The following is a 25,530-nucleotide window of genomic DNA, read 5'->3' as shown; positions in this document are numbered from 1 at the left end:
CCGATGACCGAGTCCGAGCTGACGAACATCTCCTCCTGGCTGCTGTCCGCCCGCCGCGCGGAGTCGGGGCGCCTGTCACTGATCCACCAGTGGGTGCGCGGCGAGGTGCACGACATCTACGTGCCGGCCTCGGCGACGGCGGAGTACCGCAAGCTGGTCGCTCAGGCGCGGTTCAACATTTTGCCGCTGCTCGTCAGCTCCCTGGCGCAGAACCTGTTCGTGGACGGCTACCGGCCGGCGGGCCTGTCGGCGAACGCCGGGACGTGGACGGTGTGGCAGGCGAACCGGATGGATGCCCGCCAGGCGGGTCTGTACCGGGCCGCGCTGCGGTACGGCTACTCCTACGCCACGGTGCTGCCGGCCGAGGAGGACGCGGAGGAGGGCCATCCGGTGATCACGCCGTGGTCGCCGCGGCGGATGACGGCGCTGTACGCGGATCCGATCAACGACGAGTGGCCGCGGTACGCGGTGTCGGTGGGGATTCCGCGGCCGGTGCTGGACGCGAAGAGTCCCCACATGGTCACCGACATCACCGTGCATGACGATGTGGCGGTGTACACGTTCGAGGTGCCGGCCGAGATGGTGACTCCGGCGGCGCACGGGGCGTTTTCGGAGTATCTGCCGTTCGAGGGCCTGGCGATCGACGCGGCGAGGGTCACGGTCGCCGAACACGGCATGGGCGTGTGTCCGGTGGTGCGCTATCTCGACTCGTTCGGTGACTTGGATGACGGGCCGGAGGGCGTGGTGTGGCCGATGCTGCCCGCGCAGCGGCAGTTGAACCAGACGACGTTCGGTCTGAGCATGGCTGAGTTGTACGAAGCCTTCCGGCAGCGGTGGGTCACGGGCATGGCGATCCCGGAGGATGCGGACGGTAATCCGGTCGAGCCGTGGAACGCGGCGGTCAACCGGGTGTGGCACGCCGAGTCGCCGGACACGAAGTTCGGTGACTTCGCCGAGACCAACCTCAGTGGCTACCTGGACAGCCGGGACAAGACGCTGCTCTACGTCGCCAGTGCGCGGCAGATCCCGCCGCACTCCCTGGTCGTCGGCAACGCGGTGAGCAACGTGTCTGCTGAGGCTCTGGCCGCGCTGGAGGCCGGGCATCAGCAGGACATCGCCGAGCATAAGACCAGCTTCGGGGAGTCGAATGAGCAGCTGCTGCGGCTGTGCGGGCGCGCCATGGGCGACGAGGCCGCGTGGGAGGACCGGTCCGCGCAGGTGGTGTGGCGTGACACCACGCCGCGGTCCCTCGCGCAGATTGCTGACGCGCTGGGCAAACTCGCGGCGCAGCTGGAGATCCCGCCGCGGGAGTTGTGGGAGCGGGTCCCGGGCGTGACGCAGCAGGACATCCAGCGGTGGGAGAAGAGTGCGGACGAGCGCGCCGGTATGGAGGAGATGGCCGCGCTGCTGGCTTCGCCGCTGCCGGGCGCCGAGGAGACGCCGGGGGTGGAGGATGCCGAACTCGCGGGCCCGGGCGCTGACGCGCCGGCACCGGCAGACCGTGGTGCGGCTGGCTGAGCTGCTGGCGCGCCGCCTGCGTACGGCCGCGCTGCGGGCCGACGCGGAGAACATTGACGGCTGGTGGGACCGTATCGCGCCGGCCGTGCAGGAGGAGATCCTGGCCGGGCAGTCTGCGCTGGCGCGGCTGGCGCGCGGATACCTGGTGGAGCATGCCCGGCTGGAGGGCGTACGGCTGGACGGTGTGGCGCAGTGGCAGCCGGTGCCCGAGCAGGTGGCCACGAGCTTGCGCGTCACCGGGCCGGTGGCCTTCCGGGAGCACATGAGGATCAGCGGCAGCCCGGACGCCAGCGTTCGGACGATGGCCGACCAGCTGGCGGGGTCGGCGACGAGGCTGGTCCGGGAGGGCGACCGCGGCACGGTGCTGCGCACGGCCCAGGACTCGGGGGATGTGGCGGGCTGGCGGCGGATCGCCGGGCGGGCGCAGCCGTGCCCCTTCTGCCTGGCGCTGATCGGCCGTGGGGCCGTGTACACCAAGGCGACCGCCCGCTTTCAGGCGCATGACTGGTGTGCGTGTACGCCGGAGCTGCTCTACCGGCGCGAGGCGGAGCCGCCGGAGGTGCAGGACTTGTACCGGCAGTGGCAGCAGGCGACGCGCGGTACTTCGGGCCCGGCAGCGTTGCGCGCGTGGCGTGCGCATGTGAACGCACAGCGCCGCCAGGCTGCATGAGTTTCCCCGTCGCGAGGGCGGGGGTGAAGGAAAGGGAGTTGGCCGCGATGGCTGACGAGGAGATCGAGAACAACGAGACGCCGGAGACGCCTGCGACGGGCGACGAGGCGGCACCCAAGCAGGAGAGCGCTGGCCTCGGGGACGCCGGGAAGAAGGCGCTGGCGGAAGAGCGCCAGGCACGCCGGGAAGAGACGCGGCAGCGCAAGGAGCTGGAGGCCCGACTCAAGGAGTTGGAGCCGCTGGCGGCCGAGGCGGAGAAGGCGCGCGAGGCGCGGAAGTCCGCTGAGGAGAAGCTCAACGAGCAGCTCACCGAGGCGCAGAAGCGCGCGGCTGAGGCCGAGCAGAAGCTGCTGCGCAACGAGGTCGCCGCCGAGAAGGGGCTGACCGCGGCGCAGGCCCGGCGCCTTGTGGGTGCGACCCGCGAGGAACTGGAGGCTGATGCGGAAGACCTGCTGACCGTGTTCAGCGCCAACAAGGCTCCTACGCCAGAGCCCGCCGCCGGTACGGACGCCGCACCGGAGGGCGAGCCCGCACCGCCTACGCCGCCCGAGCGCCTCCGGCCTGGCGGCTTGCCCACGCCGAAGCCTCCGACGCTCCCCGAGCAGATCACCGCCGCCGAGCAGGCCGGCGACTGGGGGCAGGCGCGGCGGCTCAAGACACAGCAACTGATCAACATGACCAGCGGGACCTAACGGCAGGAGCCCCCTGCCAGAAAGTGAGGCCGAAATGGCCGGGATCACCGGGCAGGGGACCACGTTCAACCTGCCGAACTACGTCGGAGAGTTGTTCGCCGAGAGCCCGCAGGACACCCCGTTTCTGTCCGCGATCGGCGGGCTGACCGGCGGCGAAGCTGCGGCGACCACCCTGTTCCAGTGGCAGGGCTACGACCTGCGGGACGCTGCCGTTGACCGGCAGCGGGTGGAGGGCGCGAACGCGCCGACCGCCGAAGGGCGGGCGCGGTTCAACGTCACGAACGTCGTGGAGATCCACCAGGAGGCCGTCGAGATCTCCTACACGAAGCTGGCCGCGAGCGGCCAGTACAACTCGACCGGCTCGACACACCCCGGCTCCGTGGGGATCGCCGGGGCGAACCCGGTGATGAACGAGGCGGACTGGCAGATCAGCCAGGCGCTGAAGCAGATCGCACGGGACATCGAGGTCACCTTCCTGGCGGGGACGTTCCAGAACCCGGCGAACAACAGCACGCCGCGGAAGACCCGTGGGATTCTGCCCGCGATCACCACGAACGCTATCGCGGCGGCCGGTGCCGCGCTGACCCATGACACCGTGATCGACCTGCTCCAGATGGTGTGGGAGTCCGGTGGCATTCAGGAGTCGGGGACGGCGACGCTGATGTGTAACGGCTACCAGAAGCGGATGCTCACGAAGCTGTTCGTCACGGATGCCAACTACCAGGAGCAGACCCGTGAGATCGGCGGCGTGTCCGTATCGCGGATCATCACCGACTTCGGCGAGCTGAACGTGATGCTCAACCGGTACATGCCCACCGACACGATCGCGGCCGTGTCCCTGGAGCAGTGCGCCCCGACGTTCCTGCTCATCCCGGGCAAGGGGTTCCTGTTCGTGGAGCCGCTGGCGAAGGTGGGCGCGGCCGAACGCTCCCAGGTCTACGGCGAGATCGGGTTGAAGTACGGCAACGAGAAGGCTCACGGCAAGATCACCGGGCTGGACGACGGCACCGGGTCCTGATCGCAGTCCGCAGGCCCGCGCGGCCCGTCGCCATGGCGGGCCGCGCACCCCCTTCCTCATTCTTCTTCCTGCTGGAGGTGCCAGTGGCCACCGTGACCGTCTCCATGCCGTACCACGGCTGCTCGGACACCGTCCGGCGTGCCGTGGACGCGGTCCTCGGCCAGACCTGGACGGATCTGACATGCGTAGTCGTCAACGACGGCGACAGCGAGTCGCCGCCCTGGCCCGCCCTGGAGGACATCGACGACCCGCGGCTGGTCCGCTTCGATCTGCCGGAGCGCCGCGGGCGGTACTTCGCGGACGCGGTCGTGCTGGCTGCCTGCGACAGCGAGTGGTTCGCGCCGCACGACGCGGACGACGCCGCCGATCCGCGCTGGCTCACCGGCATGCTCGACGCCGCTGAGGGTGCGGACGTGGTGCTCACCGCTCAGCGGGTGCACGCGCTGCGGGGCCAGGCGACGGTGGAGCCGGTGGTGCCCTGGAGCGACGGCAGGTTCCGGCACCATGCACACATGGCCGGGCTGTGGCGTACCTCCTGGCTACGCAAGGTGGGCGGGCCGCGGCCGGACTACGACATCGCCTGGGACACGATGCTCACGGGCACAGCCCTGGCATCCGGCGCGGCCACGGTGGTGGAGCAGCCGCTGTATGACCGGTACCGGCGGCGCGGCTCGCTGACGACCGCGCCCGCATCCGGCACCGGCTCCCCGTCACGGAAGGCTGTGACCGCGCAGCTACGGCGGCTGTGGCCGCCCATGGTGGCCGCCGCGGCAGAGGGACCGTCGGCGGTCGGCGAGGTACTCCGCGACGGCCTCGACGCCGGCGTGGTGGCCGACGTCGGCCACCACGCCGAGCGGCTGCGCGGCCTGCTCTCCGGCGTGACGCCGGAACCGGACTCCGCGGGCGCGCTTGACGATGCGGCGCTGTGGCGGGGCTGGGCACTCGACGCGGGAGGAGCCCGTACGCTCGCCGCGCAGCTGGCCGAGCACAAGCCGACCGTGGTGGTGGAGGCCGGGTCGGGCTCCTCGACGGTGCTGCTGGCGGAGTACGCCCGCGACACCGGGGCCAGCGTCGTCACGCTGGAGCACCAGGCGAAGTACCGGGACGCAACCGCCGGACTCCTCGCCGAGCGGGGCCTGTCCAAGCACGTGGACCTGCGCCTGGCTCCGCTGCACCACACGCCGGCCGGGCCGTGGTACGACACCGTGCTGCCGGACGGTGTCGGGCTGGCGCTGGTGGACGGTCCGCCGGAAGGTGAGGGCGGTCGGGCCGCCGCGCTGGACGCGCTCACTCCGCACCTGGCCCAGGACGCCGTGCTGCTCCTCGACGATGCCGACCGGCCCGGCGAGATCGCCGCACTGGACGCATGGGAACGGGCCGGCGCACAGGTCGAACGGCTGGCCACCGGTGGGAAGCCGATGGCCCTCGTGCGCCCCCGCACTGCCGTACGCGTGGACGCCTCCGACGTGGTGGTCACGCTGCTGACCGGCGACCGCCCCGAACTGCTCGCCGACACCCTGTCCGCCCTTCGCGCTACGGCGCCAGGGCTGCTGGAAACCGCGCACGTGGTGGCGCTCGACAACGGCGCCGACCCGGACACCGCAGAGGTCCTCGCCGAGCACGGCGATGCCATCGACCACGTCGAGCACCGGGCGGACCGGGCATCCATCGGCGACGCCACCTCGCACCTGGCGAAGCTTGCCGCCGAATCAGGCCGCACCTACTGGCTGCACATCGAGGACGACTGGAAGGCCACCCCGGATCACGACGGCTGGCTGGACGACGCGCGCCGCATCCTGGCCGACCACGACGAGGTGTTCCAGGTGCGGCTGCGCCACGCCGTCGAGCGGACGCTGCCCTACCACATGCACACGAAGCAGCGCCTGGTGTGGCGGGACCGCGGCGCCTGGCGTCAGGCGACCCAGGCGCACTACACGACGAACCCCACGCTGGTGCGCACGGCCGCCGCCTCCGCGCTCTGGCCAGCGACTGGCGAGCGGGAAGCGCAGGCTCGGGCGCATGCGGCCGGGCTGCGCGGGGTGGCGCAGCTGACGCCGGGCGTGTTCGCGCACACCGGCACCGGATCGCGCCGCGCGGTCACCAAGTGCCGCCCATGACCGCCTCCGTCATCATTCCGTGGCGCGGCGGCTGCCCCCACCGCGAGGCTGCTTTGCGGTGGGTGGTGAGCCAATGGCAGGCGGCCGGATACGGAATTGTGCTGTGTACTGCGCCGGACGGCCCGTGGTGCAAGGCCGCAGCGGTCGCCGCTGGGCTCGACCGCGCCGACGGCGACCTGCTGATCATCGCGGACGCCGACGTGTGGTGCGAGGGCGTCACCGACGCGGTGGCCGCGGTACGCGCCGGGGCGCCGTGGGCGGTGCCGCACGGGCAAGTGAGACGCCTGGGCGAAGCGGCCACGGCTGATGTTCTGGCGGGCGGCCCTCTCGCGGGAGGTCTGGACCGGCCTCCGTACCCGGGGTACGAAGGCGGCGGCATCACCATCCTGCCCCGCGACACGTACGAACGGGTGCCGCTGGACGCGCGGTTCGCCGGGTGGGGTCAGGAGGACGAGGCGTGGGCGCTGGCCCTGCGCATGCTGGCCGGGCGCCCGTGGCGAGGCACCGCCCCGCTTCACCATCTGTGGCACCCGCCCCAGCAGCGGGAGTCCCTGCGCTGGGGCTCGCCCGCGGGGCGTGCCCTCTACCAGCGCTACCGCGCAGCACGCACCCCAGGCGCCATGACCGGCCTGCTCGCCGAGAGGGAGGTGTCCTGTGGAACCTCTCGCAACCCCGACTGACCTGGAGGCCCGGCTCGGACGGGACCTCACGCTAGAGGAGACCGCTCGGGCGGACGCACTCCTGGCCGACGCCAGCGCACTGGTGCGCGGCTACACCCGGCAGCAGTTCACCGCGGTGGCGGACGATGTGATCGTGCTGCGCCCGGTGGGTGCGGTGCTGCGCCTTCCGCAGCGCCCGGTGACCGCCGTCGTCTCCCTCGCCGCGGTGGGCCCGGACGGGGGCACGGTGGGCGCGCTGTCCGGCTGGGTGTGGGACGGCCGCGACAAGGTCGACCTGACGTGCGCAGGACCGTCCGGGTCGTGGCCCCTGAACTGGAGCGGCCCGCTACCGGATACCTACCAGGTGACGTACTCCCACGGCCAGGCGACCGCCCCGGCGGACGTCCTGGCAGTCGTGTGCCGCATGGTGCTGCGCACCCTGACCGCGCCGACCGTGGCGGGCAGCGTCACCGGCGAGACGATGGGCCCCTACTCCTACCGCACGGACGGCTCCGGAGCCGGAACCGCCGTGGCGATGACCGGCGAGGACCGTGCGCAGCTCACCGCGGGAGGCTATCGGCGCGCTGCGGGGACCACTCAGGTGAGAGCGCTGTGATCGCCCATGGCGAGACGGTGGTACGGCTACGCCGCGGGCCGTCACCGGGCCGGGACCCGCGCGGCCAGCCGATCCCCGGGCCGCTGATCGAGACGGACATGCCGGGCTGCGTGGTTGCCCCGCGGGTGGACGAGACACCCACACCTGGGGGCGAGGACCAGCAGGCGCGGGACACCGTCATCGTCGGCTGGACCGTCTATGACCCGCATCGACGGGACTGGCTCACCACCGACCAGGTGCGTGTCCGCGGCGAAGTCTGCGAGATCACCGGCGAGCCCGGCAACTGGTTCCGCAGCCCGTTCACCGGCACCGGCGCCCCGGTGGAGTTCGCCGCAGACCGGATCACCGGATAGGAGGCGGCTATGCCAGCGAAGTTCAGGATGTCGAGCAGAGGCGTCGGCCAGCTGCTGCGGTCTCCGATGGTGGAGGCGGAGATGCTGCGCCGCGCCCACGTCATTCGAGGTGTCGCGGTGTCTACCTCGCCGACGGGTACGGCGGCGTGGGACCCGCACCCGGGCCTGTACCGGTCCTCCTGGCACGTCACGTCGACGCGGCGGGGCGGCAGGAACCGGGACCGGGCGGTCGCGTACGTGTCCAACTCGGCGGCGTACGCCCGGTGGGTGGAGTACGGCACGGAGCGCGTCCCTGCGCATCATGTGCTGCTGCGCGCCGCCCAGGTGGGGGGCCGGAACTGATGGCGGCCGTCGGCTCGGTGGATGTCGAGGTGCTGCTGATCGGCTGGCTCCAGGCCCGCGCTGGTCTGTCGGTCGTGGTCCGTGACGAGCTGGACAACAACCTGGTGGACGAGCTGCCGACGATTCAGGTGGAGCGGGTGGGCGGCGCCGATGACGGGCTGCGACTCGATGCCGCGCTGGTCGACGTCGACGTGTACGCCGCGACCCGCGGCGAGGCGGTCGCGCTGGCCGCGCAGGTTCGCGGCTGGCTCCTCACCGACCTCCGGGGCTCCGCAACGGACACGGCGGTCGTCGGCCGCGTGGTCACCATCTCCGCCCCCAGCTCCAGGCCCTACGAGAACACCGCCCTCCGCCGTGTGGGCGCGACGTATCAGATCTACGCACACCCGGTCTCCTGACCGGCAGGCCCGCGCCGGTCCTGTAACCCCTGAACCCCAGCCCTGAGCTGGGGTTTCTGCATGTTGGGAGACCTCATGGTCAACATCACGCGCGCCTCGGACCTTACGGTCGTCGGCGCGAACGGCGGCGGATGGGTCGCGCCCACCGGAACGGCCGCGCCCGCGACGCCGCTCACTCAACCTCTGACTCCGTGGGAGCCGCTCGGCGCGACGTCGGACGACGGGCTCGTCTATGGCTTCGATGAGGACTCCGAGGAGTTCACTCCGTGGGGTCTGACCTCTCCTTTCCGCACGATGATCACCAAGTCGGTGCGGACGTTCGGGGTGACCCTGTGGGAGACCTCCCGCGTCGCCGTCCAGTCCGTCATGTACCGGCTGCCCGCCGCTGACCTGGAGCCCGTCGGCGGCCTCACGAGCTTCGCGGAGACCGCATCGCCGGTCCCGGACCGCCGCGCCTGGTGGTTCCTGGTGATGGACGGGGAGACCGCGAAGGGCTTCTACGTCCCCCAGGGCGAGGTGTCCGACCGGTCCGACGTGACGTTCAAGCAGGACGAAATGTCCGGCTACGAGATCACAGTCACCGCCTACCCCGACGAGGCCGGAAACACCGTCTACCACGCCGACTCCGTACCTGCCACGCCCGCCGAACCGGCGTCCTGAACGGGTGGCGGGCCGTCCCTGGCGCGGGCCCGGCCCGCCACCTGCACAACCAAGTCCCGCGCCACAAGGAGGCCCGCGCCATGGGCAGACACATGTCCGACGAGGACTTCCTCGCGGACCTGATCAACAGCACTCAATTCCAAAGCCACAAGGCCCTCAGCGGCATGTGCGCCGACGGCCTGCACCGCGGCTGTACCTGGCTCACCACTTCCGACTACATCCTCTACTGCTCATGCGAATGCCATCAGGAGGCCCGCGCCATGCCCACCACGAAGAAAGCCCTCGCCGAAGCCGCCGCCGAAGCGCAGGAGGCGGAGGCGGAGGATGTCGAGTACGTCACCGTGCCGCTGGCGGGGTATGACGGGGTCACCAAGGATGTCCGCTGCGTCCCGTCCGGCCGCTGGCGCTCCTCGACAATCCGCGCACTCAACAACGGCGACATCGACGCGTTCATGCGGGCCAGCCTGCATGAGGACGACTACGAGATCTTCGAGGATCTCGACCCTGACATGGACTCGTTCGGCAAGTTTGCCGGGGACGTCGCGCAGAAGTCCGGGGAGGCCCTGGGGAAATCCAGTGGACCGCGCGGGTCCTCGAGGAGCACGCGGAGGCGGTAGAGGCCGACCTCCTCGACCGCGGGCACGACGTCCTTGATGTGCACCGAGGGCTCATGACGTGGCGCAGGCTGCGGGTGCTGATCCAGCATCTGCCGCCCGAGTCCCACACGATGACCGCGCTCCGCAACTCGATGTCGGACGAGGAGTTGGCGGAGCAGTCCGAGCAGGGTGAGCCCGAGCGGGGCCGATGGTCGCAGACCGAGCAGCTCCTCGCGCTCATGGCTGACCGGATCGCCCGCCTGGAGTACGTGCTGATCTGCGTCAACACCGAGAAGAAGAGCCAGCGGCCGGAAGCGCCGGAGCCGATCCGTCGGCCGGGTGCGAAGCCGCCGAAGAAGAAGACGGCCGCCATGACCGACGGCGCCGCCGAGGTGCTGTTCCGGCTGATCAACGGGGGCGCCGCATAGGCGCTCCACCGCGAGAGGGGGTCCTCTCGTGGCGATCAGTGTCGGCAGCGTCGAGGTCGATGTCGTCCCGAACACCCGCGGCATCTACACCCAGCTGCGGGGCGCGCTGGTTCCGGCGGCGACCCGCGCCGGGGAGGACGCGGGCAACGCCGCCGGCCGCAGCTTCGGCCCGGCGATGCGGTCCGAGGTCGGCGGTATCGGCCTCCAGATCGGGCAGCAGATCGGCTCGCAGATCGCCGCCCGCATCACGGCGGAGATCCGGGGCGCTCTGCGGGACGGCATCACCCAGGGCGGGCGCACTGCCCGTCCTGCGGCGACCCGGCAGGGCGAGCAGACCGGCGGGGCGTTCGCGCGGTCCGCCCGTGCCCGGATCGAGGCGGCTTTCAGGTCTTTGCCGGACGTCACGATCGGCGCCGACACCTCGGAAGCTGACGCTGATATTCAGGCGCTCCGTGCCCGCATGGAGACGCTGTCCGGCCGCACGATCGGCGTCGACTTGGACGCGGCGGAGGCCCGCGCCGAGATCGAGGAGATCGAGGAGCAGCTGCGCAGGCTCGGCGCGTCACACCCGGACGTGACGGTCCGCGCGGACACTGCGCGGGCCCGCGCTGAGCTGGCTGCCGTCCGGGCGGAGATCGACCGCATCTCCGCTGATCCCGCGCGGGTGCGGGTCGAGACCGATGGCACCTTCGGGCAGCGGCTCCGCGTCGCGGTGCAGCAGGCCGAGGCTGCCCTCCCCAACATCAACATCGGGGCCGACACCAGCCCTGCGCAGGCGGAGATCGCATCCCTGCGCAGCCAGCTCACCGCGCTGCGGGATGTCCGTATCGGCGTCGACATGGACGCCGCAACAGCCGCCGCCAAGGTCGCCGACCTCCAGGCCCGCCTGGAGCGGCTGTCCGCGTCTAACGCGGACGTCGCTGTGCGTGTGGATGCCGCTGCGGCGATGGCGCAGCTGGCCACCGTGCAGGCGATGGTGTCCGCCCTTGACGGGCAGCGAGCCGAGATCAACGTCTCCACGAGGCAGGCGCGGAGCGCGGTGCTCCAGCTCGCCATCGCGGTGGCCGGGCTCGCCGCCATCCCGGCCATACCGGTGCTGGCCGCCGGGATCGGGTCGATCGCCGCAGCGGCAACCGCCGCAGCGGCGGGCGTCGGCGCGCTCGGACTCGCCGCAGCCCCGGCCATCAAGGACATCGCCGGGGCCCTGGAAGCGCAGAAGGCCGCGCAGGACGCCGCCACGCAGTCGACTGGCCAGGGTGGGCAGGCTGCTGCGGCGGCGGCCCGGCAGGCACTCCAGCAGTCCGGTGCGCAGCGGCAGCTGGCGCTGGCGCACCGTAATGCGGGGCAGCAGATCGGCCAGGCGCAGCGGGGTGTCGCGGACGCCGTTCGGGATGGTGCGGCGCGTGTTGCCCAGGCCGAGCAGGGCGTGGCCGATGCGGTGCGGCAGGCGGCGCAGGCCAGCACGGCGGCTGCCGCGCAGGTGCGCACGGCCCGGCAGGCACTCGCCGGCGCCTACGAGCAGGCCGCGGACCGGATGCGCGCGGCGGGCGAGCGGGTGCAGGCTGCCGAGCAGTCCTTGGCGGATGCGCAGCGCACGGCCCGGCAGGCGCAGACGGATCTGACTCAGGCCCGCCGGGATGCGGCGGCGGAGCTTCAGGATCTGTCGCTTCGGCTCGCCGGTGCGCAGCTGTCCGAGCGGGACGCGACGCTGTCCGTGCAGGAGGCGCAGGCGCGGCTGCGCGCCACGCAGGTGGCCGGGTCTAAGGCGACGCTGCTGGAGCAGCAGCGCGCGCAGCTGGCGTATGACCAGGCGGTCCAACGCCTGCGCGAGCAGCAGTTGGACACGAAGCGCCTCGCCGCGGACAAGCGCGCCGCCGACAAGTCCGGCGTGGACGGCACGGAGCGGGTGCGGTCCGCGCAGGAGCGGCTGGTCGCGGCGCAGCGCGGTGTCGCCTCCCAGGAGGCGGGCCTGTCCAAGGCGCGGGAGGAGATGGCCCGCCAGCAGGTCGCGAATTCGCGGGGTATCGCTTCGGCGCAGGAGAGGGTCGCGGTCGCGCAGCGGAATGTGGCTCGCGTTCAGGAGGAGGGTGCGCGCTCGGTGGCGCGCGCTCAGGCGGCGGTGGGTGCGGCGGAGCAGCAGGCCGCGCAGTCGGTGGCGCGGGCTCAGCGGCAGGTGGCGGCGGCACGGCAGTCGGCGGCGGACAGTATCGCCGCTGCGGAGGCGCAGGTCCGCTCGGCGCAGATCCGGACCGCTGGCGGTGCGGACGCTGCGGCGACCGCGCAGGCCAAGTACCAGGCCGCGTTGGCGAAGCTGACTCCGTCGGCGAGGGGCACGTTCGACGCGTTCGTGTCTCTGCGCAGCGCGTTCACGGCATGGTCGAGGGCTCTTCAGCCTGCGGTCATGCCGATCTTCACGCGCGCGCTGAACGGGATGAGGAACAGCCTGCCGGGGCTGACGCCGTTCGTCCTGGAGGCCGCGAAGGCCATCGGAGAACTCCAGGACAAGGCGAGCAGGGGCTTCAAGTCGGCTGGCTGGGCCGAGTTCAAGAAGGACCTGTCCGGGTCGGTGCGGCCTGCGGTCGTCGGTCTCGGTGTCGCCCTCGGCAACATCGGCAAGGGCGTCGGCGGCATCATCGCCGCGTTCCTGCCGCACATGGATTCGATCTCGGCCCGCATGCAGTCGATCACCGGAGGGTTCGCCGACTGGGGCACCAACCTGAAGGGATCGCCGGAGTTCGAGGGGTTCCTCTCCTACTCGGCGGAGATGGGGCCACAACTCGCGGCCACTTTCGGGGACATCGCGAGTGCGGTACTCGAAGTATCGCGCGCACTGTCGCCGCTGTCGGGTCCGCTGCTGCAAATCCTCGGCGGTGTGGCGCGCGCGATCGCGTCCATCTCGGAATCGCTGCCCTGGCTGCTCCAACTCCTTTACCTGGTATGGGTCGCAACCAAACTGTGGACGCTCTCTCTCGTCCTACTCAATTTGGTCATCAACATGAATCCGATTGTGCGGATCATCTCGCTGATCGTGCTGCTCGTCGCCTCCGTCGTCTACGCGTACAAAAATTTTGGTTGGTTCCGCACTGCGGTGCAGGCGGCTTGGGACGGGATCACCGCAGCCACGTCGTGGGCGTGGAATTCCGTCCTGAAGCCTGCACTTGACGCGATCTGGGCGGCGCTGCAATTCGTGGGCGGTATCGCCGTGTGGCTGTGGCGGAAAGCGATCTGGCCCGCCTTCCAGGGCATCGCCACTGTCGCGAAGTGGCTGCTGATGATCGTGGCGGTCCTCGTCGTCGGCCCGATCGTCGTCGCGTTCCAGCTGCTTGCGGCGGTCGGCAGGTGGTTGTGGCAGAAGGTGCTCGCCCCGGTCTTCCGGGGGATCGCCGCGGTCGCCTCCTGGCTGTGGCAGAAGATCATCAGGCCGCAGGTCAACGCGTGGATAGCGATTCTCCGGTTCCTCGCGGCGGTGGGAAAGTGGCTGTGGCAAAAGGCCCTCGCCCCCGCATTCCGGGGTATCGGATCTGTCGCCTCCTGGCTGTGGAACAAGGTGATCCGCCCGGTCTTCAACTGGATTTCCGACAAAGCAAAATGGCTGTACCGGAAGGGCATCAAGCCTCAATTCGACGCCATCAAGACGGCCGTCGGCAAGGTCAAGGATGCTTTCGTTACGGCGAAGGACGGCATCGGCAAAGCCTGGAACAAGCTGAAGACTTTGACGAAGAAGCCGATCGCCTGGATCATCGACATGGTCTACAACAAGGGCATTCGTGGTCTCTGGAATGCCGCCGCCAAGGTCCTGCCGATTAAACCAATCAAGGACAAGTTCAAGGTCGATGGCTGGGCGACAGGCGGCCCCGTCTACGGGGCGGGTACCGAGACGTCAGACTCCATTCCCGCCGCGCTGTCCCACAACGAGCACGTGTGGACGGCGAAGGAGGTGCGGGGTGCGGGCGGTCACGCGGCGATGGAGTCCATGCGCGCCGCAGCCCGCCGGTCCGGCACCGCCTACGCCAAGGGCGGCGCTGTCGCCCCCACCGGCGCGCATGGCGGCCCGATCGACTGGACGGCCGGGGTCGTCAAGGGCGCCGCGAAGGGCGCGGTCAGCAAGGTCAAGGGCGCTGTCGGGAAGTTGAAGGATCTGGCCCTCGGCGGCGTGTATGCCGGGGTGAAGGCTGCGGCGAAGCCGATCCGCGACCTGATCGGGAAGATCCCCGGCGGGAAGTCCGGATTCGGGAAGCTCGCGACGGCGCTGCCGAAGGGCCTGCTGGACGAGGCCCTGAACGCGATCAAGGGGTCCGAGGACTCGCAGATGGGGTCCGGGCAGTGGGCCAAGCCGGTGGACGCCAAGTACGGCACACGCTTCGGCGCGCGCGGCGCCATGTGGTCCTCCGGTCGGCACACCGGCCTGGACTTCCCGGCGCCGACGGGGAAGACGGTGCGCGCGGTCGACAAGGGCAGCGTCGCGGCGGCGCGCAACGGGGGCCCTTACGGGCAGCACATTGCGATCGACCACGGCGGCGGCCTGTCCAGCCTGTACGCGCACCTCTCCTCCATGGCGCTCAAGTCCGGTGCGGTGGACCGGGGGCAGACCATCGGCAAGGTCGGCGCCTCCGGCAACACCTCCGGCCCCCACCTGCACCTGGAAGCCCGGAGGCACGGGAAGCCGACCGACCCGATGCCGTACCTGACGGGCGGCGGGGGCGGCTCCGGGAAGGGCGCCGGACGCTGGCGCGGCGTCGCCTCGGCGGTGCTGCGCGAGCTGGGCATCTACTCGAAATACAACCTCGACGCCGTGCTCCGCACCATCGCGAAGGAGTCCGGAGGCAACCCGCGCGCGATCAACTTGTGGGACTCCAACGCGGATCGGGGCACCCCGTCGAAGGGTCTGATCCAGACGATCGACCCCACTTTCAACGCGTACGCGGGGCGGTACAAGAGCCGCGGTGCGTATGACCCGTACGCCAACATCTACGCCGGGATCAGGTACGCCCGCTCCCGGTACGGCAAGGGCTGGGCGGCGCGCATGTCGCGGCCCGGCGGCTACGACTCCGGCGGCTACCTCCCTCCGGGCCTGTCCACGGTCTACAACGGCACCGGCCGCCCCGAGCCCGTGCTGACGAGGCAGCAGATGTCCGCGCTGACGGGTGCGGCTGCGCGCGGATCAGACGGGGCCGCGTCACTCGGTGACCTGCACGTCGCCGTCTACGTCGGCGACCGCGAGATCACCGACATCGTCCGCACCGAGGTGCGCACCAGCGAGCAGCAGCTGGCGACGGCGCTCCGCGCGGGAAGGAGGTGACGCGGTGGCGATCCCCGGGAATTTTCTGGCCCCCACGACGGAGCAGGTCGACCCGAACACGAGCGGGTGGAGGGTCCGCCTGAACTGCACGATCTCGCTGGGCGCTGGGGGGCGGAACGGTCCGGGCGTGCTGGGTCTGGTGTCCGTCGCCGCGGGCGAGATGCAGGCGGAGACGGTCACCGCCTACCCCGTGGTGGCGGGAGAGGTGTACTTCGCCTTCGCCGACACCTCCAGCGCTGCTCAGCCGGAGCGGATCGGCATCGAGTGGCTGGACGAGTCGCTGGCGGCGGTCGGCACAATCACCTGGTCGATGACAACGACAGCAGCGTCCGCGACGTGGCACCGCGTGTCGGTGGCCGGGGTGTGCCCGGCGGGTGCCTCCCGCGCCCGCCTGCTTCTTTCCAGCACCACGGCCGCGCCAGCGGTCCACTACTGGGAGAACATCTACCTGGGCCTGCCGATCCGCACGCAGGGCAACCTGTTGCCGTTTCAGGTGGAGTCCGGCGGGGAGCTGGACACCACCGGGTGGGAGGCGGAGACCAACGCCGCGGTCACCCGCAGGGTTCCGGTCCGGTCGTGGCCGGTGGACTGGTACCTCTCCGGCGGCCATCTGATGACGCTCACCGCAGTGGCGGCCGGTGATGCGGTGATGCGGTGCACGGAGCGGGTGATCGCCTCACCGGATGTCGACTACCAGGGCTACGCCTACCTGGGCCCACCGACGGCGGTGAGCGTGCCGTGGGTGGAGCTGCGCTTCTACGACGCGGGCGGGGTGCTGCTGCTGAGCAAGCGCGGCGTGCTGGCACCTCCGGGTACCGGCTTCTACCGGCAGCGGGTGTCGGGCATCTCCCCGGTCGGCACCGCCACCTGCGAGGTGGCGGTGGGGATGACCGGGGCGACAGCCGGACAGAAGCTGGACGTGGAGGGCGTCGTCATCAAGCCGGCGACGCCGCTGAAGGCGGGCTCGGTGATCCCGGAGGAGGACGCCTCTTTCGAGCAGGGCCTGGGCGGGTGGTCGGTCGCCTCGGGGGCTGCGACGGCGGCCCGCACCACCCCGTGGGCAGCCGTGATGCCCGCGGGGAGTTACGCGATGCGGGTCTCTTCGGCGGCCGGTGCGAGCGTGCTGCGCTCGCAGCAGTTCGGGCCGATCGCCGAGGGCCTTTCGTGGCGTGCGGAGATCTTCGTGGCGCACGCGGCGGGCGCCTCCTCCTGGGATGTCGACCTCCTGGTTCGGTGGTACGACGCGGGCGGGGCGGAGCTGTCCCTCGGCGGCGACACCGGCACTTTCACCCTGCCTACCACGGGCTCGTGGTGGATCATCTCCGATGACGTGCTGCCGCCTGCGGGGGCGGTGTCGGCGCGGCTGGAGGTCGAGGTCACGGCGACGGCCGCCGCGTCCGCGCTGTATGTGGACGCGGTGTCGCTGCGGCAGGTCCTGCCGCTGTCATCGGCGGTACCGGACGGGCTGCTGGCCCGGATGACGGTGACGGTGCGGGAGGCGTCAACGGGCGACCTGATCACCGTGTGGCGGATCACGCCCGACGGGAAGCGGACGCTGGTGCGCGGCCCCTCCGGGCTGCTGGACCGGGTGCCGCTGGAGGGCGACGAGCTGAGGGTCGAGGACTACGAGGCGCCGCTGGGCGTGCCGGTGTCCTACTACGCCGAGGCGTACGACCCGATCACCGGCGCGGTCACCAGCACCTGGCAGACCGCCACGGCGACCATCGACCCCGGCGACGGCAACCTGGTCTGGCTGAAGGACCCGGGGATGCCGCACCGCAACATGAAGGTGCTGGTGCAGCGGGGCCCCGACTGGACGAGGCCTATCGCCCAGGCCCAGTACCAGGTGCGCGGGCGCCGCAACCCGGTGACCCTCTCGGATGTGCGGGGCGGACTGGAGGGCGACCTCGCGGTGTGGACCCAGGACGACGCGCAGCGCGCGGCGCTGCACTGGCTGCTGGACTCGGGCCACACCCTCCTGGTGCAGGCGGCGCCCGGCTACGGCCTGGATGAGGGCCTGCATGTGACGGTCGGTGACGTGGTGGAGGGGCGGACGGCGGGCACGGCGCTGGAGCCGTGGCGTGCCTGGACGCTGCCGCTGCGGCAGGCCGATATGCCCACCGCGGTGGGGGTGGCCGGCACCGCCGGCCGCGCCTGGCAGGACGTCCTCTCTGAGCACGACACTTGGCAGCACGTCTCGGAGCGGTACGCCACCTGGGAAGACGTCTTCTTCGGCACCCAGATGGGAGCGTGATGTATCCGCCGCCCTCACCGCGATTTCTCGCGGCGCTGACCGAGTCGCATGTGCTGGCCTCCCGGGTGGAGCTGCACTGGCCCGATGGGCGGGTGGACGTCCTGCCGCACACCGGGGGCAGCGTGACGGTCGACCGGGGGCAGGCGGTGCGCCGCACCGCGACAGTGGAACTTCCCGACCCGGGCCTCCTGCCGTATGGCCCGGCCGAGTTCCTCGCGGTCGCCGGGTGCCGGGTTCGCATCCTCTCCGGTATCCGGTATCCGGGGTGGGAGGAGCCGGAGCTGGTGCCGGTCTTCACCGGCCGCCTTGACTCGCTGGAGGGCGATCCGGACACCGGCCCGGTCACCCTCACCGCCTCCGGCCTCGAGTCGAGCATCGCGGACGACAAGTTCACCGCGCCGTATTCGACGCGGGCCGCATCAGCGGCGGTCACCGCGATCACCGGCCTGATCCGCGGGACACTCCCGGACGCGGTGATCACCTCCAGCGTCTCCGACGAGCCGCTGGGGCCCCGCACATGGGACGCGCAGGCGGACCGGTGGACGGCCGTGCAGGAACTGGCGACCGCCGTCGGCGCCGAGGCCTTCTGCGATGCGGACGGCCAATTCGTGATCGCGGAGTTGCCGGATCTGCTGACCGCTCCGGTGGCGTGGGAAGTCGCGGCGGGCGAGGGCGGGGCGCTGATCTCCGTGTCCCGCGGCTGGTCCCGCACCGGCATCTACAACATCGTCGTCGCCACCGGCGAGAACACGGAGACGGATACCCCGCCGGTGTCGGCGATGGCGCAGGACGAGGACCCCACGTCACCGACCTGGGTCGACGGGCCTTTCGGGCGCGTGCCGCACTTCTACTCCTCGCCCACTCTCACCACCACCAACGCGGCGCAGGGCGCCGCGAACAAACTTTTGCGGGACGGCGTGAAGGCGGCCTACACCGCCGACCTCTCCAGCCTGCCCAATCCTCTGCTCGCCCCCGGGGATGTCCTGCGCGCCGTGCACGGAGACGGCCGCCGCACCCTCTACCAGGTCGAAGCCTTCACCCTCGACCTGTCCCCGGGCGGCGCTTTCGACATTCAGCTCATCGGCGGCAAGGAGGACGCATGACCAGCAGCAGCGCTTCTCTGGCGTCAGCCATCGCGGGCGCGGCCCGCCACCAGGGCGAGAGCACCCCGGCGGTGCGCGGCGCCGACTGGCACCTCAACACGGTCACCGCCGTGGGGTCGGACGGGACGGTGGACTGCGGGCAGATCCGCGCCCGCCGCCTGCCCACCTACCCCCTGCCCGCCGTCGGCGACATCATCGTCATCACCCGGAACGGGTCCGGCAGTTGGCTCGCGATCGGCCCCACCGACGACGGCCCCGGCGCCTGGACGCCCCTCACCCTCGCCGCCGGCTACCGGTGGCCCGGCCACGGCTACACCGCCGCATACCTGCGGGAGGGCCGACGCATCACGCTGCGCGGCCGTATCGAGCCGACCAGCGGCACCATCGCCAGCGGCGCGACACTCGCGACCCTCCCCACCGACATCGTGCCCACCAGCACCGGCGAGATCGGCTACGCGGGGGTGCGGAACTCGACGGTCTCCCCGGCCGTGGTGCGCCTGGCCATCGCCACCGGCACCCGCAGCCTGCGCACTTTCGAATCGACGTCTCCGCCGACCTGGGTGTGCCTGGACGGCTGGACCTACTACCTGGACTAGGAGGGCCGCGTGCCCACCACAGACGACTACGGGCAGGGCGTCCAGCTCGCCGTGCTCACTGATGCACCGGATGCCAGCAGACTTACCCGCGACCTCGCCGACGGCCTGGTACCCCGCTCGGTGATGCGCTTCGCGGACGCCGCCGAGCGCAACGCGACCCTGACCAGCCCGATCGCGGGCATGGTCGCCTGGTGCACCGCGGAGAAGATTTTCACCGGGTACGACGGCACCGGCTGGGTGGTCCTCGCGGCGGGCACGCAGGCCTGGACGACGATCCCGCTGGCGTCCGGCTACTCCCATAACGGAAACGACAACGGCCCCGCCCAGTACCGCATCGTCAACCTCTTCGGGGAGCGGACTGTGATGCTCCGCGGCGGGGTCGGCCTGACCTATCCGTCGGGCTCGCTGCCGAACGGCGGACTGCTGACGTCCACAGCGCTGCCGACGGCCGCCCGCCCCACCACCCTGCGGACGAACGGTGTGCCGTGCTCGGTGCTCTCGTCCGTGGTGACCTCACTCAAGCTGGACGCGCAGCCGGGCGGGCACTTGGCCGTCATCGGCACCGGCACGAATGACAAGCCGCCCTGGATCAGCCTCAACGGATGCTTCTACAGCCTGTGATGGGAGATCTCATGCCCGCCCAGCCTGCACCGATCCGCCCACGGGCAGCCCCGGCGGCCGACCAGGGCACCCTCCATGACCTCAACCGCGGCCCGGCACCCACGAGGGGCCGCGCGGCTGCCCGCCGCGAACGCCGCCGCGACAGCGTGCGGGAGGACACCCACGAGGGGATGCTCCTGGACGCGCTCCAGGCCGCCGATGTGCGCCTGGCGCCCCGGGATACCGCCGCGGTGACCGCCCTGGCGGCGCTGGATACGGCCACGGTGGGCACCGTCGTCCAGTGGATCAAGGGCAGCACGCCCGCACCCCCGCCACCACCCGGGGCGCCACCCAAGACCGCCACATGAGGAGTCGCTATGGCTACACCGTTGTCCGCGTCCGCGCTGCTGGCGGCGCTCAAGACTGAGGGCGTGCGCGTGAAGGAGCGCTCGGGCTGGCGCAGTCACGACCGGAACCACAAGGGTGCGTGGGGCGGGGTGAACGGGCTGGTCATCCACCACACGGCCGGGCGGGATTCGCTGGCGCTCTGCTGGTCGGGCACCAGCTCGCTGCCGGGTCCGTTGTGCCACACCCACCTGGCGAAGGACGGCACCGCCACCATGCTCAGCGCGGGCCGGGCGAACCACGCGGGCACGTTCGCGCGGAACGCGCACGACGCCGTGGTCGCCGAGTCGTCCACCCATCCGCGGCCCGACGCGGCCGAGCCGGTCGACGGTAACCGGCACTACTACGGCATCGAGATCGAGAACCGCGGTGACGGGAAGGACCCGTACCCGGCGGTGCAGTACGACCAGGCGGTGCGCTGGGCTGCGGCGATCTGCCGGGCGCACAAGTGGTCGGCGGACAGCGTGATCGGCCACAAGGAAGGCACCCGCCGCAAGATCGACCCCACCTTCAGTATGGCCACCTTCCGCCGGGATGTGGCCGCGCGGCTCAAGCACGCGCCCGGCTGGGGCGGAGACACAGACCAGGAGGACGAGGACATGGCCATCAGCAGGGCAGATGCGGACCTGATCGCGGAGCGGGTGTGGCGCAGGGACGGGTTCTTCACCGTGCCGTGGGCCACGGACACCAACCCCGAGTGGGCGCCGGAGAGCGTGCTGCGGCACGTCGGTGAGGTGGCGCGGGAGACCCGCAGCCGGGTCAAGGGCCTCCAGGCCGCCGTGGCCGAGCTGGCCGCGCGGGGTGCCGCCCGGGACGCGGTCCTGGAGCGGCTCGCCGCGGGCGGCGGGCTCACCGCCGCCGAGATCACCGCCGCTGCGGAAGCGGGCGCCCGAGCTGCCCTCGACCGCCTCGGCGACACCCTGACGAAGGAGAACTGACCATGAGCACGCCTACCACTATCCTCCGCAGCGCCCGTACTTACGCCGTGGACCTGGCCGAGCGCGTCGCCTCCACCTTCGTGGTGGCCGCTGCCGGTGTGGCCGTAGCCGCCGGCCCCGCCGACATGTTCTCGGCGAGCTTCTGGGAGACCGTCGGCGCGGCGGGGGTAGCTGCCGCCGGATCGCTGGTGAAGGGCCTGGCGTCCCGGCTGATCGGCGACCGGCAGAGCGCCTCTGCGGCGCCCCGGGTCTGATCCTGTCCGATGAGCGCGGCCGGGAGGGCGTATGGACGCTGCCATGGTCACGGCGATAGGTGCTCTGCTGGCCTCGCCGGTGGCCGCGGCGGCGGCGGTGTACGGCTCCCGGCTCGCCGGGCGGGCACAGCGGGAGGGCGGAGTGATCACCGGATACGACAGTCTCACCGGCCGGCTGACGGCTGAGCGGGACAAGGCTGAGCGGGATCAGGCGGCGGCGGAGACGAAGGTCGCGACGCTGGAGCTGGAGATCGCGCGGCTGCGTCTGCTGGTGCAGCAGCTCGGGGGGACGCCGTGACGCGCGCGGAGCACATGCTGTACCGCCGAAGGTGGCTGCTGTACATCGTCGCGGCGCTGCTCTTCTTGGGCGGGGCGGTGACGGTGGTGTGGGTGCGGGTGGACCAGGAAGCCAGACGGGCGGACGAGCTGCGGACGGAAGCGGACCGGCGCGGTACCGCCGTCTCCACTCTGGCCACGGACGTGCGGACGCTCCGCGCCCAGCTGAAGGCGGACGGTGAGGTGCCGGACGCGCCGGACCCGGCGGAGGCGGTGGCGGATTTGCCGGAGCGGGCGGAGGTTCCGGTGCCGATCCCCGGCCCACCCGGATCAGACGGGAAGCCGGGCGGGCGCGGCCCCTCGGGCAAGCCCGGTACGCCCGGTGCCGAGGGCGGTGAGGGCCGGTCCGGCAGCGACGGGGAGTCGGGCCCGGCCGGAGACCCCGGCACTGACGGCGCCGACGGGCAGGACGGCGTCGACGGACCCCAGGGCGAGACCGGTCCGGCTGGCCCGCCGGGGCCGACCGGAGATCGCGGCCCGGCTGGCGAGCAGGGTCCCGCAGGTGAGCGCGGTCCCGCTGGGGAGCCGGGCCCGGCATGCCCGGACGGCTACAGCCTCCAGGCCCCGGCCGGTGATCCGGATGCGCTGGTGTGCCGCCGCGACGGCGCGCCCCCGGCAGGCGACCCCGGCACGCCCGAGGCCCGCGCGCTGGACCCGACACGACGCCAATACCCGTAGACGCACCGTGCCCCCGCCACCTGCTTCGGCAGGCGGCGGGGGCGCGTTCGTGCGTCCGGGGTCAGGTGCGGTTGGGGCGGACGCCTTGGCCGGGGCGTGCGGCGTGGGCGGCGCGTACGGCGTCGGCGTGAACGTAGGCGCGGGCGCGGCCGTCGGGGCCGACGCGGTGTGTGCGGGGGATGCGCCAGCGGGTGAGCTGGCCGCGTGCGGAGCCGGGCTGTACGCCCAGGTAGGCGGCTACCTGCTGGACGTCCCACAGCTCAGGCTCGGGCGTATCGTCGGGCATGGTGCGGGCTCCTTCCGTGCTGGAGCGGCCCGCCCCCGGATGCGTCGGGTGGCGGGCCGCTCGCTGCGCTGGGGGTCAGATCTGGTGGGTGGCGACCGCGATCGGGTCCGCCCCGCTGTCGGCCGAGTCCTTGCTCTCCCAGATCATCACGCGCATGGGGCCGGGCTGGCTGCCTGCGTTGCGGAGGTCGGTGATCCGGTCGTCCAGCAGGTCGGCGGCGACGGTCTGCGGCGCCTCGCCATCCAGGGCGAGGGCGCCGTGCGCCTCGTCCTTCTCGGCCTGCCAGGTGACGCCGTCGTCGGATACCTCAATGGCGTAGTGCGCGGTGTCGTCGGTGGCGTGCTTTCCGACGGTCGCCCAGAACTCGTCGTGGTCGAGGGTGTCGATGTCGACGGCGCCGTGCTGCTCGATGATGTCGGCGACGATGGCGTCGACGTCGTAGGTGCCCTCGGATGCGTCGGTGGCGGTGGCGACCTGGTGGCGGACGTCGCTGCGGGTGGTGGTCATGGGAGGCTCCTTCTCCTGTGCCTTGGGCGGTTGCCCTTGGCGATGACCCAATCCTTGCATCACGTGCTGCAAGGTGTCAACCCGTTCACGGCACGTCCCCGTCCCACCGCATGCACCCGTCCTCCGCGAGGGAGTACAGCGCCCGCCCGCCAGGGCCGAACGTGCCCGCCTCGGCGATGAGCGCGAGCCCTTCGCGCAGCTCGGCATCCGTCAGCGCGGACGCGTCCAGCTCCTGCCCGTCCAGCGGGCCGCCGTACAGCGGCATCAGCCTGAATCCCATGAGGGTCATCCTGGCCCACCGGGCACCCTGGACTGCATTCGAACTAATATCGAACATCGTGATGACCGGGGACAGCTGGCGGGAGCGTGCGGGGCCGTGGGCCCGCGCCACCCTCCCGGACGGCCAGACCCTGGACGTCATCGTCACCAGCCGGGAGCGCACCCCTGACGGGGCCTGGTGGTACGCCTGCGAGGTGCTGCTGCCGGACCGGTGGCAGGACGCGGACGGCGCCGCGCGACCGACGGCGGCGCCGACCGCGATCACCGTGCACGAGCAGCACATCACCCCCATCCCGGGTGAGCGGTACGGCGCGCTGCCGACCACGGGTGCGGTGGCTGGCCGCCAGTGGCTGCTCGCGCGGGTGCGGATGCCCACCGCGGATGGCCCGGCGTGGTGGCTGCACCGCGCGGACTGCTGGCAGGCGCACGGGGAGATGCGGCGGATCACGGCGGCGGAGGCGGAGCAGGCGCACCAGGAGGGCCAGGCGGCGGCCTGCGACGTGTGCCGGCCAGACCGCGCGCTCGGCTGACGCGCCGGGCATGGCGAAGGCCCCCACCGGGTGAGGTGAGGGCCGATCGCTACCACCCAACTGCGGGGCGGGCGTACCGTTCTGGGTGTCTGCCCGACACCAGAACGAGGAGCACCAGTATGCCCGAAAGCAGTGACACGCACATCGGCGCCCGAATTCGAGGAGCCCGGAAAAGGCGCGGAATGAGCCAGAGGGAGCTGGCTCGTGCATCCGGCGTCTCTCTGTCCCTGGTCAGCAAGCTGGAGCAGGGGGAGCTGCTGAACACTCGCCTGGAAACCGCCCACCGTCTCGCCGTCGCCCTCGATGTCGCCACCTCTGACCTGGTGAGCAGGGACGGGCACGACGCAGCGCACTCCGCTGAACCAGCCGCCTCGCCGTGGCGTCAGGTGAGCCGGGCTCTGGAAACACCGCCCGCTCAGCAGGGCGACGAGCAACCCACGCAGGTCGGAGTGGCCGGCACACTCGCTGGCGCCCGCGCCCTTTTCGCAACGGAGCGATACGCCGAACTGGCCGGGCTGCTGCCCGCGCTGATCCGGGACGCGGAGGCTCTGGCCGATGTGCCGGAAGCTCGCCCTTTGCGCGTGCAGGTCTACCAGGTGGCAGGCTCTCTGCTGGGGCAAGCCCGACAGCGTGAGTCGGCGGACCTCGCGCTCCAGCGGGCACTGAGCCTGTCAGACACTGCGCTGGAGAGCGCCGCGAGCATCAACTCGCAGTGCCAGGCTCTGCTGTCGCAGGGGCAGTTGAGCGTGGTCGGGGAGCTGGCTACGAGGTGGGCGGCAGAGGTGGAGCCCCGCGTGTCGACGGCCCGGCCGGAGGAGTGGGCAGCCTGGGGTGGGCTCATGCTCCGTGTGGCTGCCGCCGCTGTGCGGGACAACCGCCCGAAGGAGGCGGAGCGAGCGACGCGTATGGCGCAGATGGCGGCCGTGGCCCTAGGCCGCGACGTGATCACGGGCCCGGACTACATGCGGCACTTCGGGCCCTCCACGGTGGTACAACAGCGTGCGGAGCACGCCACGATCAAGGGGCGGCCAGACCGGGTGCTGACTCTGCATCAGGAGGTTCGGGGCTGGCGCCCAGCCCGCGGCGGTGGGAAGAGCGGGCACTATCGGCACATGCTGGATGTCGCCCACGCCCATCTGCGGCTCCGTGAAGCGGATGCGTGCGTAGGCATCTTGGATGAGATCCGGACGGATGCTCCGCAGTGGCTCGGGAAGCAGCGGTACGCGCGAGACATCATGTCGGATGTGGTCGCGAGGCGCCGGACGCTGACGCCGCAGATGCGGGAGTTGGCCGACGCTGTGAGGCTCCCGCTGTGAAATCTTGATACTTGGTGGTGCGGCGCCGGGAAATTGTCATGGTGACCACACGACACCCTTCTCTACGGTCTGTGAGTACCTG

28 protein-coding genes are annotated in these 25,530 nt (G+C 71.5%); 25 read left to right on the top strand and 3 right to left on the bottom strand.

Annotated elements, in window-relative coordinates:
• Positions 1-3 precede the first annotated feature (3 nt).
• The 23 genes from H299_RS32215 to H299_RS0104880 all read left to right on the top strand — a co-directional run bounded on the left by H299_RS32215 (position 4) and on the right by H299_RS0104880 (position 22,530).
• Positions 4-1,518 carry a phage portal protein gene (locus H299_RS32215; protein WP_051262123.1) on the top strand — a complete coding sequence of 505 codons (1,515 nt, stop codon included), beginning with the start codon at positions 4-6 and terminating at the stop codon, positions 1,516-1,518.
• Positions 1,454-2,188: a VG15 protein gene (locus H299_RS37360; RefSeq protein WP_027747518.1), complete on the top strand. Its 735-nt coding sequence runs from the start codon at positions 1,454-1,456 to the stop codon at positions 2,186-2,188. Before H299_RS32215 ends, H299_RS37360 begins: the two co-directional genes overlap by 65 nt.
• A 47-nt stretch (positions 2,189-2,235) precedes the next feature.
• On the top strand, positions 2,236-2,880 hold the full coding sequence (locus tag H299_RS32205) for a hypothetical protein (protein ID WP_051262122.1): 645 nt from the start codon (positions 2,236-2,238) through the stop codon (positions 2,878-2,880).
• 34 nt (positions 2,881-2,914) lie between these two features.
• A complete protein-coding gene (locus H299_RS0104975; RefSeq protein WP_027747517.1) occupies positions 2,915-3,898 on the top strand; it encodes an SU10 major capsid protein in 984 nt (327 codons plus the stop codon).
• Positions 3,899-3,981: 83 nt separating this feature from the next.
• Complete coding sequence (locus H299_RS37355) at positions 3,982-6,015, top strand: glycosyltransferase (protein WP_027747516.1); 2,034 nt, start codon at positions 3,982-3,984, stop codon at positions 6,013-6,015.
• Positions 6,012-6,695: a glycosyltransferase family protein gene (locus H299_RS37350; RefSeq protein ID WP_158692268.1), complete on the top strand. Its 684-nt coding sequence runs from the start codon at positions 6,012-6,014 to the stop codon at positions 6,693-6,695. The genes H299_RS37355 and H299_RS37350 overlap by 4 nt, the downstream gene beginning before the upstream one ends.
• Positions 6,670-7,290 carry a hypothetical protein gene (locus H299_RS0104960; protein ID WP_027747514.1) on the top strand — a complete coding sequence of 207 codons (621 nt, stop codon included), beginning with the start codon at positions 6,670-6,672 and terminating at the stop codon, positions 7,288-7,290. The genes H299_RS37350 and H299_RS0104960 overlap by 26 nt, the downstream gene beginning before the upstream one ends.
• Positions 7,287-7,643, top strand: a complete 357-nt coding sequence (locus tag H299_RS0104955; RefSeq protein WP_027747513.1) for a hypothetical protein — start codon at positions 7,287-7,289, stop codon at positions 7,641-7,643. The genes H299_RS0104960 and H299_RS0104955 overlap by 4 nt, the downstream gene beginning before the upstream one ends.
• A gap of 9 nt (positions 7,644-7,652) precedes the next feature.
• Entirely contained in the window at positions 7,653-7,985 is a 333-nt protein-coding gene (locus H299_RS0104950) for an HK97 gp10 family phage protein (RefSeq protein WP_027747512.1), read from the top strand.
• Positions 7,985-8,383 carry a phage tail termination protein gene (locus H299_RS0104945; protein ID WP_027747511.1) on the top strand — a complete coding sequence of 133 codons (399 nt, stop codon included), beginning with the start codon at positions 7,985-7,987 and terminating at the stop codon, positions 8,381-8,383. The genes H299_RS0104950 and H299_RS0104945 overlap by 1 nt, the downstream gene beginning before the upstream one ends.
• Before the next feature lie 75 nt (positions 8,384-8,458).
• Positions 8,459-9,043, top strand: coding sequence for a phage tail tube protein (locus tag H299_RS0104940; RefSeq protein WP_027747510.1), 585 nt, complete (start codon positions 8,459-8,461; stop codon positions 9,041-9,043).
• An 80-nt stretch (positions 9,044-9,123) separates the two neighbouring features.
• Positions 9,124-9,660 (top strand): hypothetical protein, encoded by a 537-nt coding sequence (locus H299_RS0104935; RefSeq protein ID WP_486587152.1) that lies wholly within the window; start codon positions 9,124-9,126, stop codon positions 9,658-9,660.
• A 53-nt stretch (positions 9,661-9,713) separates the two neighbouring features.
• On the top strand, positions 9,714-10,067 hold the full coding sequence (locus tag H299_RS0104930; protein ID WP_027747508.1) for a hypothetical protein: 354 nt from the start codon (positions 9,714-9,716) through the stop codon (positions 10,065-10,067).
• Positions 10,068-10,242: 175 nt separating this feature from the next.
• Positions 10,243-15,366 carry a peptidoglycan DD-metalloendopeptidase family protein gene (locus H299_RS0104925; RefSeq protein ID WP_486587151.1) on the top strand — a complete coding sequence of 1,708 codons (5,124 nt, stop codon included), beginning with the start codon at positions 10,243-10,245 and terminating at the stop codon, positions 15,364-15,366.
• A 4-nt stretch (positions 15,367-15,370) separates the two neighbouring features.
• Positions 15,371-17,620, top strand: coding sequence for a hypothetical protein (locus H299_RS0104920; RefSeq protein WP_027747506.1), 2,250 nt, complete (start codon positions 15,371-15,373; stop codon positions 17,618-17,620).
• Positions 17,620-18,723, top strand: a complete 1,104-nt coding sequence (locus H299_RS0104915) for a DUF5047 domain-containing protein (protein WP_027747505.1) — start codon at positions 17,620-17,622, stop codon at positions 18,721-18,723. Before H299_RS0104920 ends, H299_RS0104915 begins: the two co-directional genes overlap by 1 nt.
• Positions 18,720-19,319, top strand: coding sequence for a hypothetical protein (locus H299_RS32190; RefSeq protein ID WP_037757727.1), 600 nt, complete (start codon positions 18,720-18,722; stop codon positions 19,317-19,319). The genes H299_RS0104915 and H299_RS32190 overlap by 4 nt, the downstream gene beginning before the upstream one ends.
• 9 nt (positions 19,320-19,328) lie before the next feature.
• Positions 19,329-19,940, top strand: a complete 612-nt coding sequence (locus tag H299_RS0104905; RefSeq protein WP_027747504.1) for a hypothetical protein — start codon at positions 19,329-19,331, stop codon at positions 19,938-19,940.
• 11 nt (positions 19,941-19,951) lie between these two features.
• Positions 19,952-20,287: a hypothetical protein gene (locus tag H299_RS0104900; protein ID WP_027747503.1), complete on the top strand. Its 336-nt coding sequence runs from the start codon at positions 19,952-19,954 to the stop codon at positions 20,285-20,287.
• A gap of 9 nt (positions 20,288-20,296) precedes the next feature.
• Positions 20,297-21,262 (top strand): peptidoglycan recognition protein family protein, encoded by a 966-nt coding sequence (locus H299_RS38025; protein WP_027747502.1) that lies wholly within the window; start codon positions 20,297-20,299, stop codon positions 21,260-21,262.
• A 2-nt stretch (positions 21,263-21,264) separates the two neighbouring features.
• Positions 21,265-21,516, top strand: coding sequence for a hypothetical protein (locus H299_RS0104890; RefSeq protein WP_027747501.1), 252 nt, complete (start codon positions 21,265-21,267; stop codon positions 21,514-21,516).
• Between the two features lie 31 nt (positions 21,517-21,547).
• Positions 21,548-21,814 (top strand): hypothetical protein, encoded by a 267-nt coding sequence (locus H299_RS0104885; protein ID WP_027747500.1) that lies wholly within the window; start codon positions 21,548-21,550, stop codon positions 21,812-21,814.
• Positions 21,811-22,530, top strand: coding sequence for a collagen-like protein (locus tag H299_RS0104880; RefSeq protein ID WP_027747499.1), 720 nt, complete (start codon positions 21,811-21,813; stop codon positions 22,528-22,530). The genes H299_RS0104885 and H299_RS0104880 overlap by 4 nt, the downstream gene beginning before the upstream one ends.
• 61 nt (positions 22,531-22,591) lie before the next feature.
• On the opposite strand, the gene H299_RS0104875 is transcribed toward H299_RS0104880, so the two are convergent.
• From H299_RS0104875 to H299_RS32185, 3 genes are all read right to left on the bottom strand, one after another.
• A complete protein-coding gene (locus tag H299_RS0104875) occupies positions 22,592-22,816 on the bottom strand; it encodes a hypothetical protein (protein ID WP_027747498.1) in 225 nt (74 codons plus the stop codon).
• A gap of 75 nt (positions 22,817-22,891) precedes the next feature.
• On the bottom strand, positions 22,892-23,323 hold the full coding sequence (locus H299_RS0104870; RefSeq protein WP_027747497.1) for a hypothetical protein: 432 nt from the start codon (positions 23,321-23,323) through the stop codon (positions 22,892-22,894).
• Positions 23,324-23,408: 85 nt separating this feature from the next.
• On the bottom strand, positions 23,409-23,603 hold the full coding sequence (locus tag H299_RS32185; RefSeq protein WP_037757724.1) for a hypothetical protein: 195 nt from the start codon (positions 23,601-23,603) through the stop codon (positions 23,409-23,411).
• On the opposite strand from H299_RS32185, the gene H299_RS0104860 reads away from it, so the two are divergent.
• Together H299_RS0104860 and H299_RS0104855 are read left to right on the top strand one after the other, a co-directional pair.
• Positions 23,602-24,132, top strand: coding sequence for a DUF6233 domain-containing protein (locus tag H299_RS0104860; protein WP_486587150.1), 531 nt, complete (start codon positions 23,602-23,604; stop codon positions 24,130-24,132). The two genes, H299_RS32185 and H299_RS0104860, sit on opposite strands and share 2 nt — an antisense overlap.
• 119 nt (positions 24,133-24,251) lie before the next feature.
• Positions 24,252-25,448, top strand: coding sequence for a helix-turn-helix domain-containing protein (locus H299_RS0104855; RefSeq protein ID WP_027747495.1), 1,197 nt, complete (start codon positions 24,252-24,254; stop codon positions 25,446-25,448).
• Positions 25,449-25,530 lie beyond the last annotated feature (82 nt).

The organism is Streptomyces sp. CNH287 (assembly GCF_000424825.1).
The sequence above is the reverse complement of the archived record's forward strand: the minus strand, read 5'-3'. Positions and strand labels throughout refer to the sequence as shown.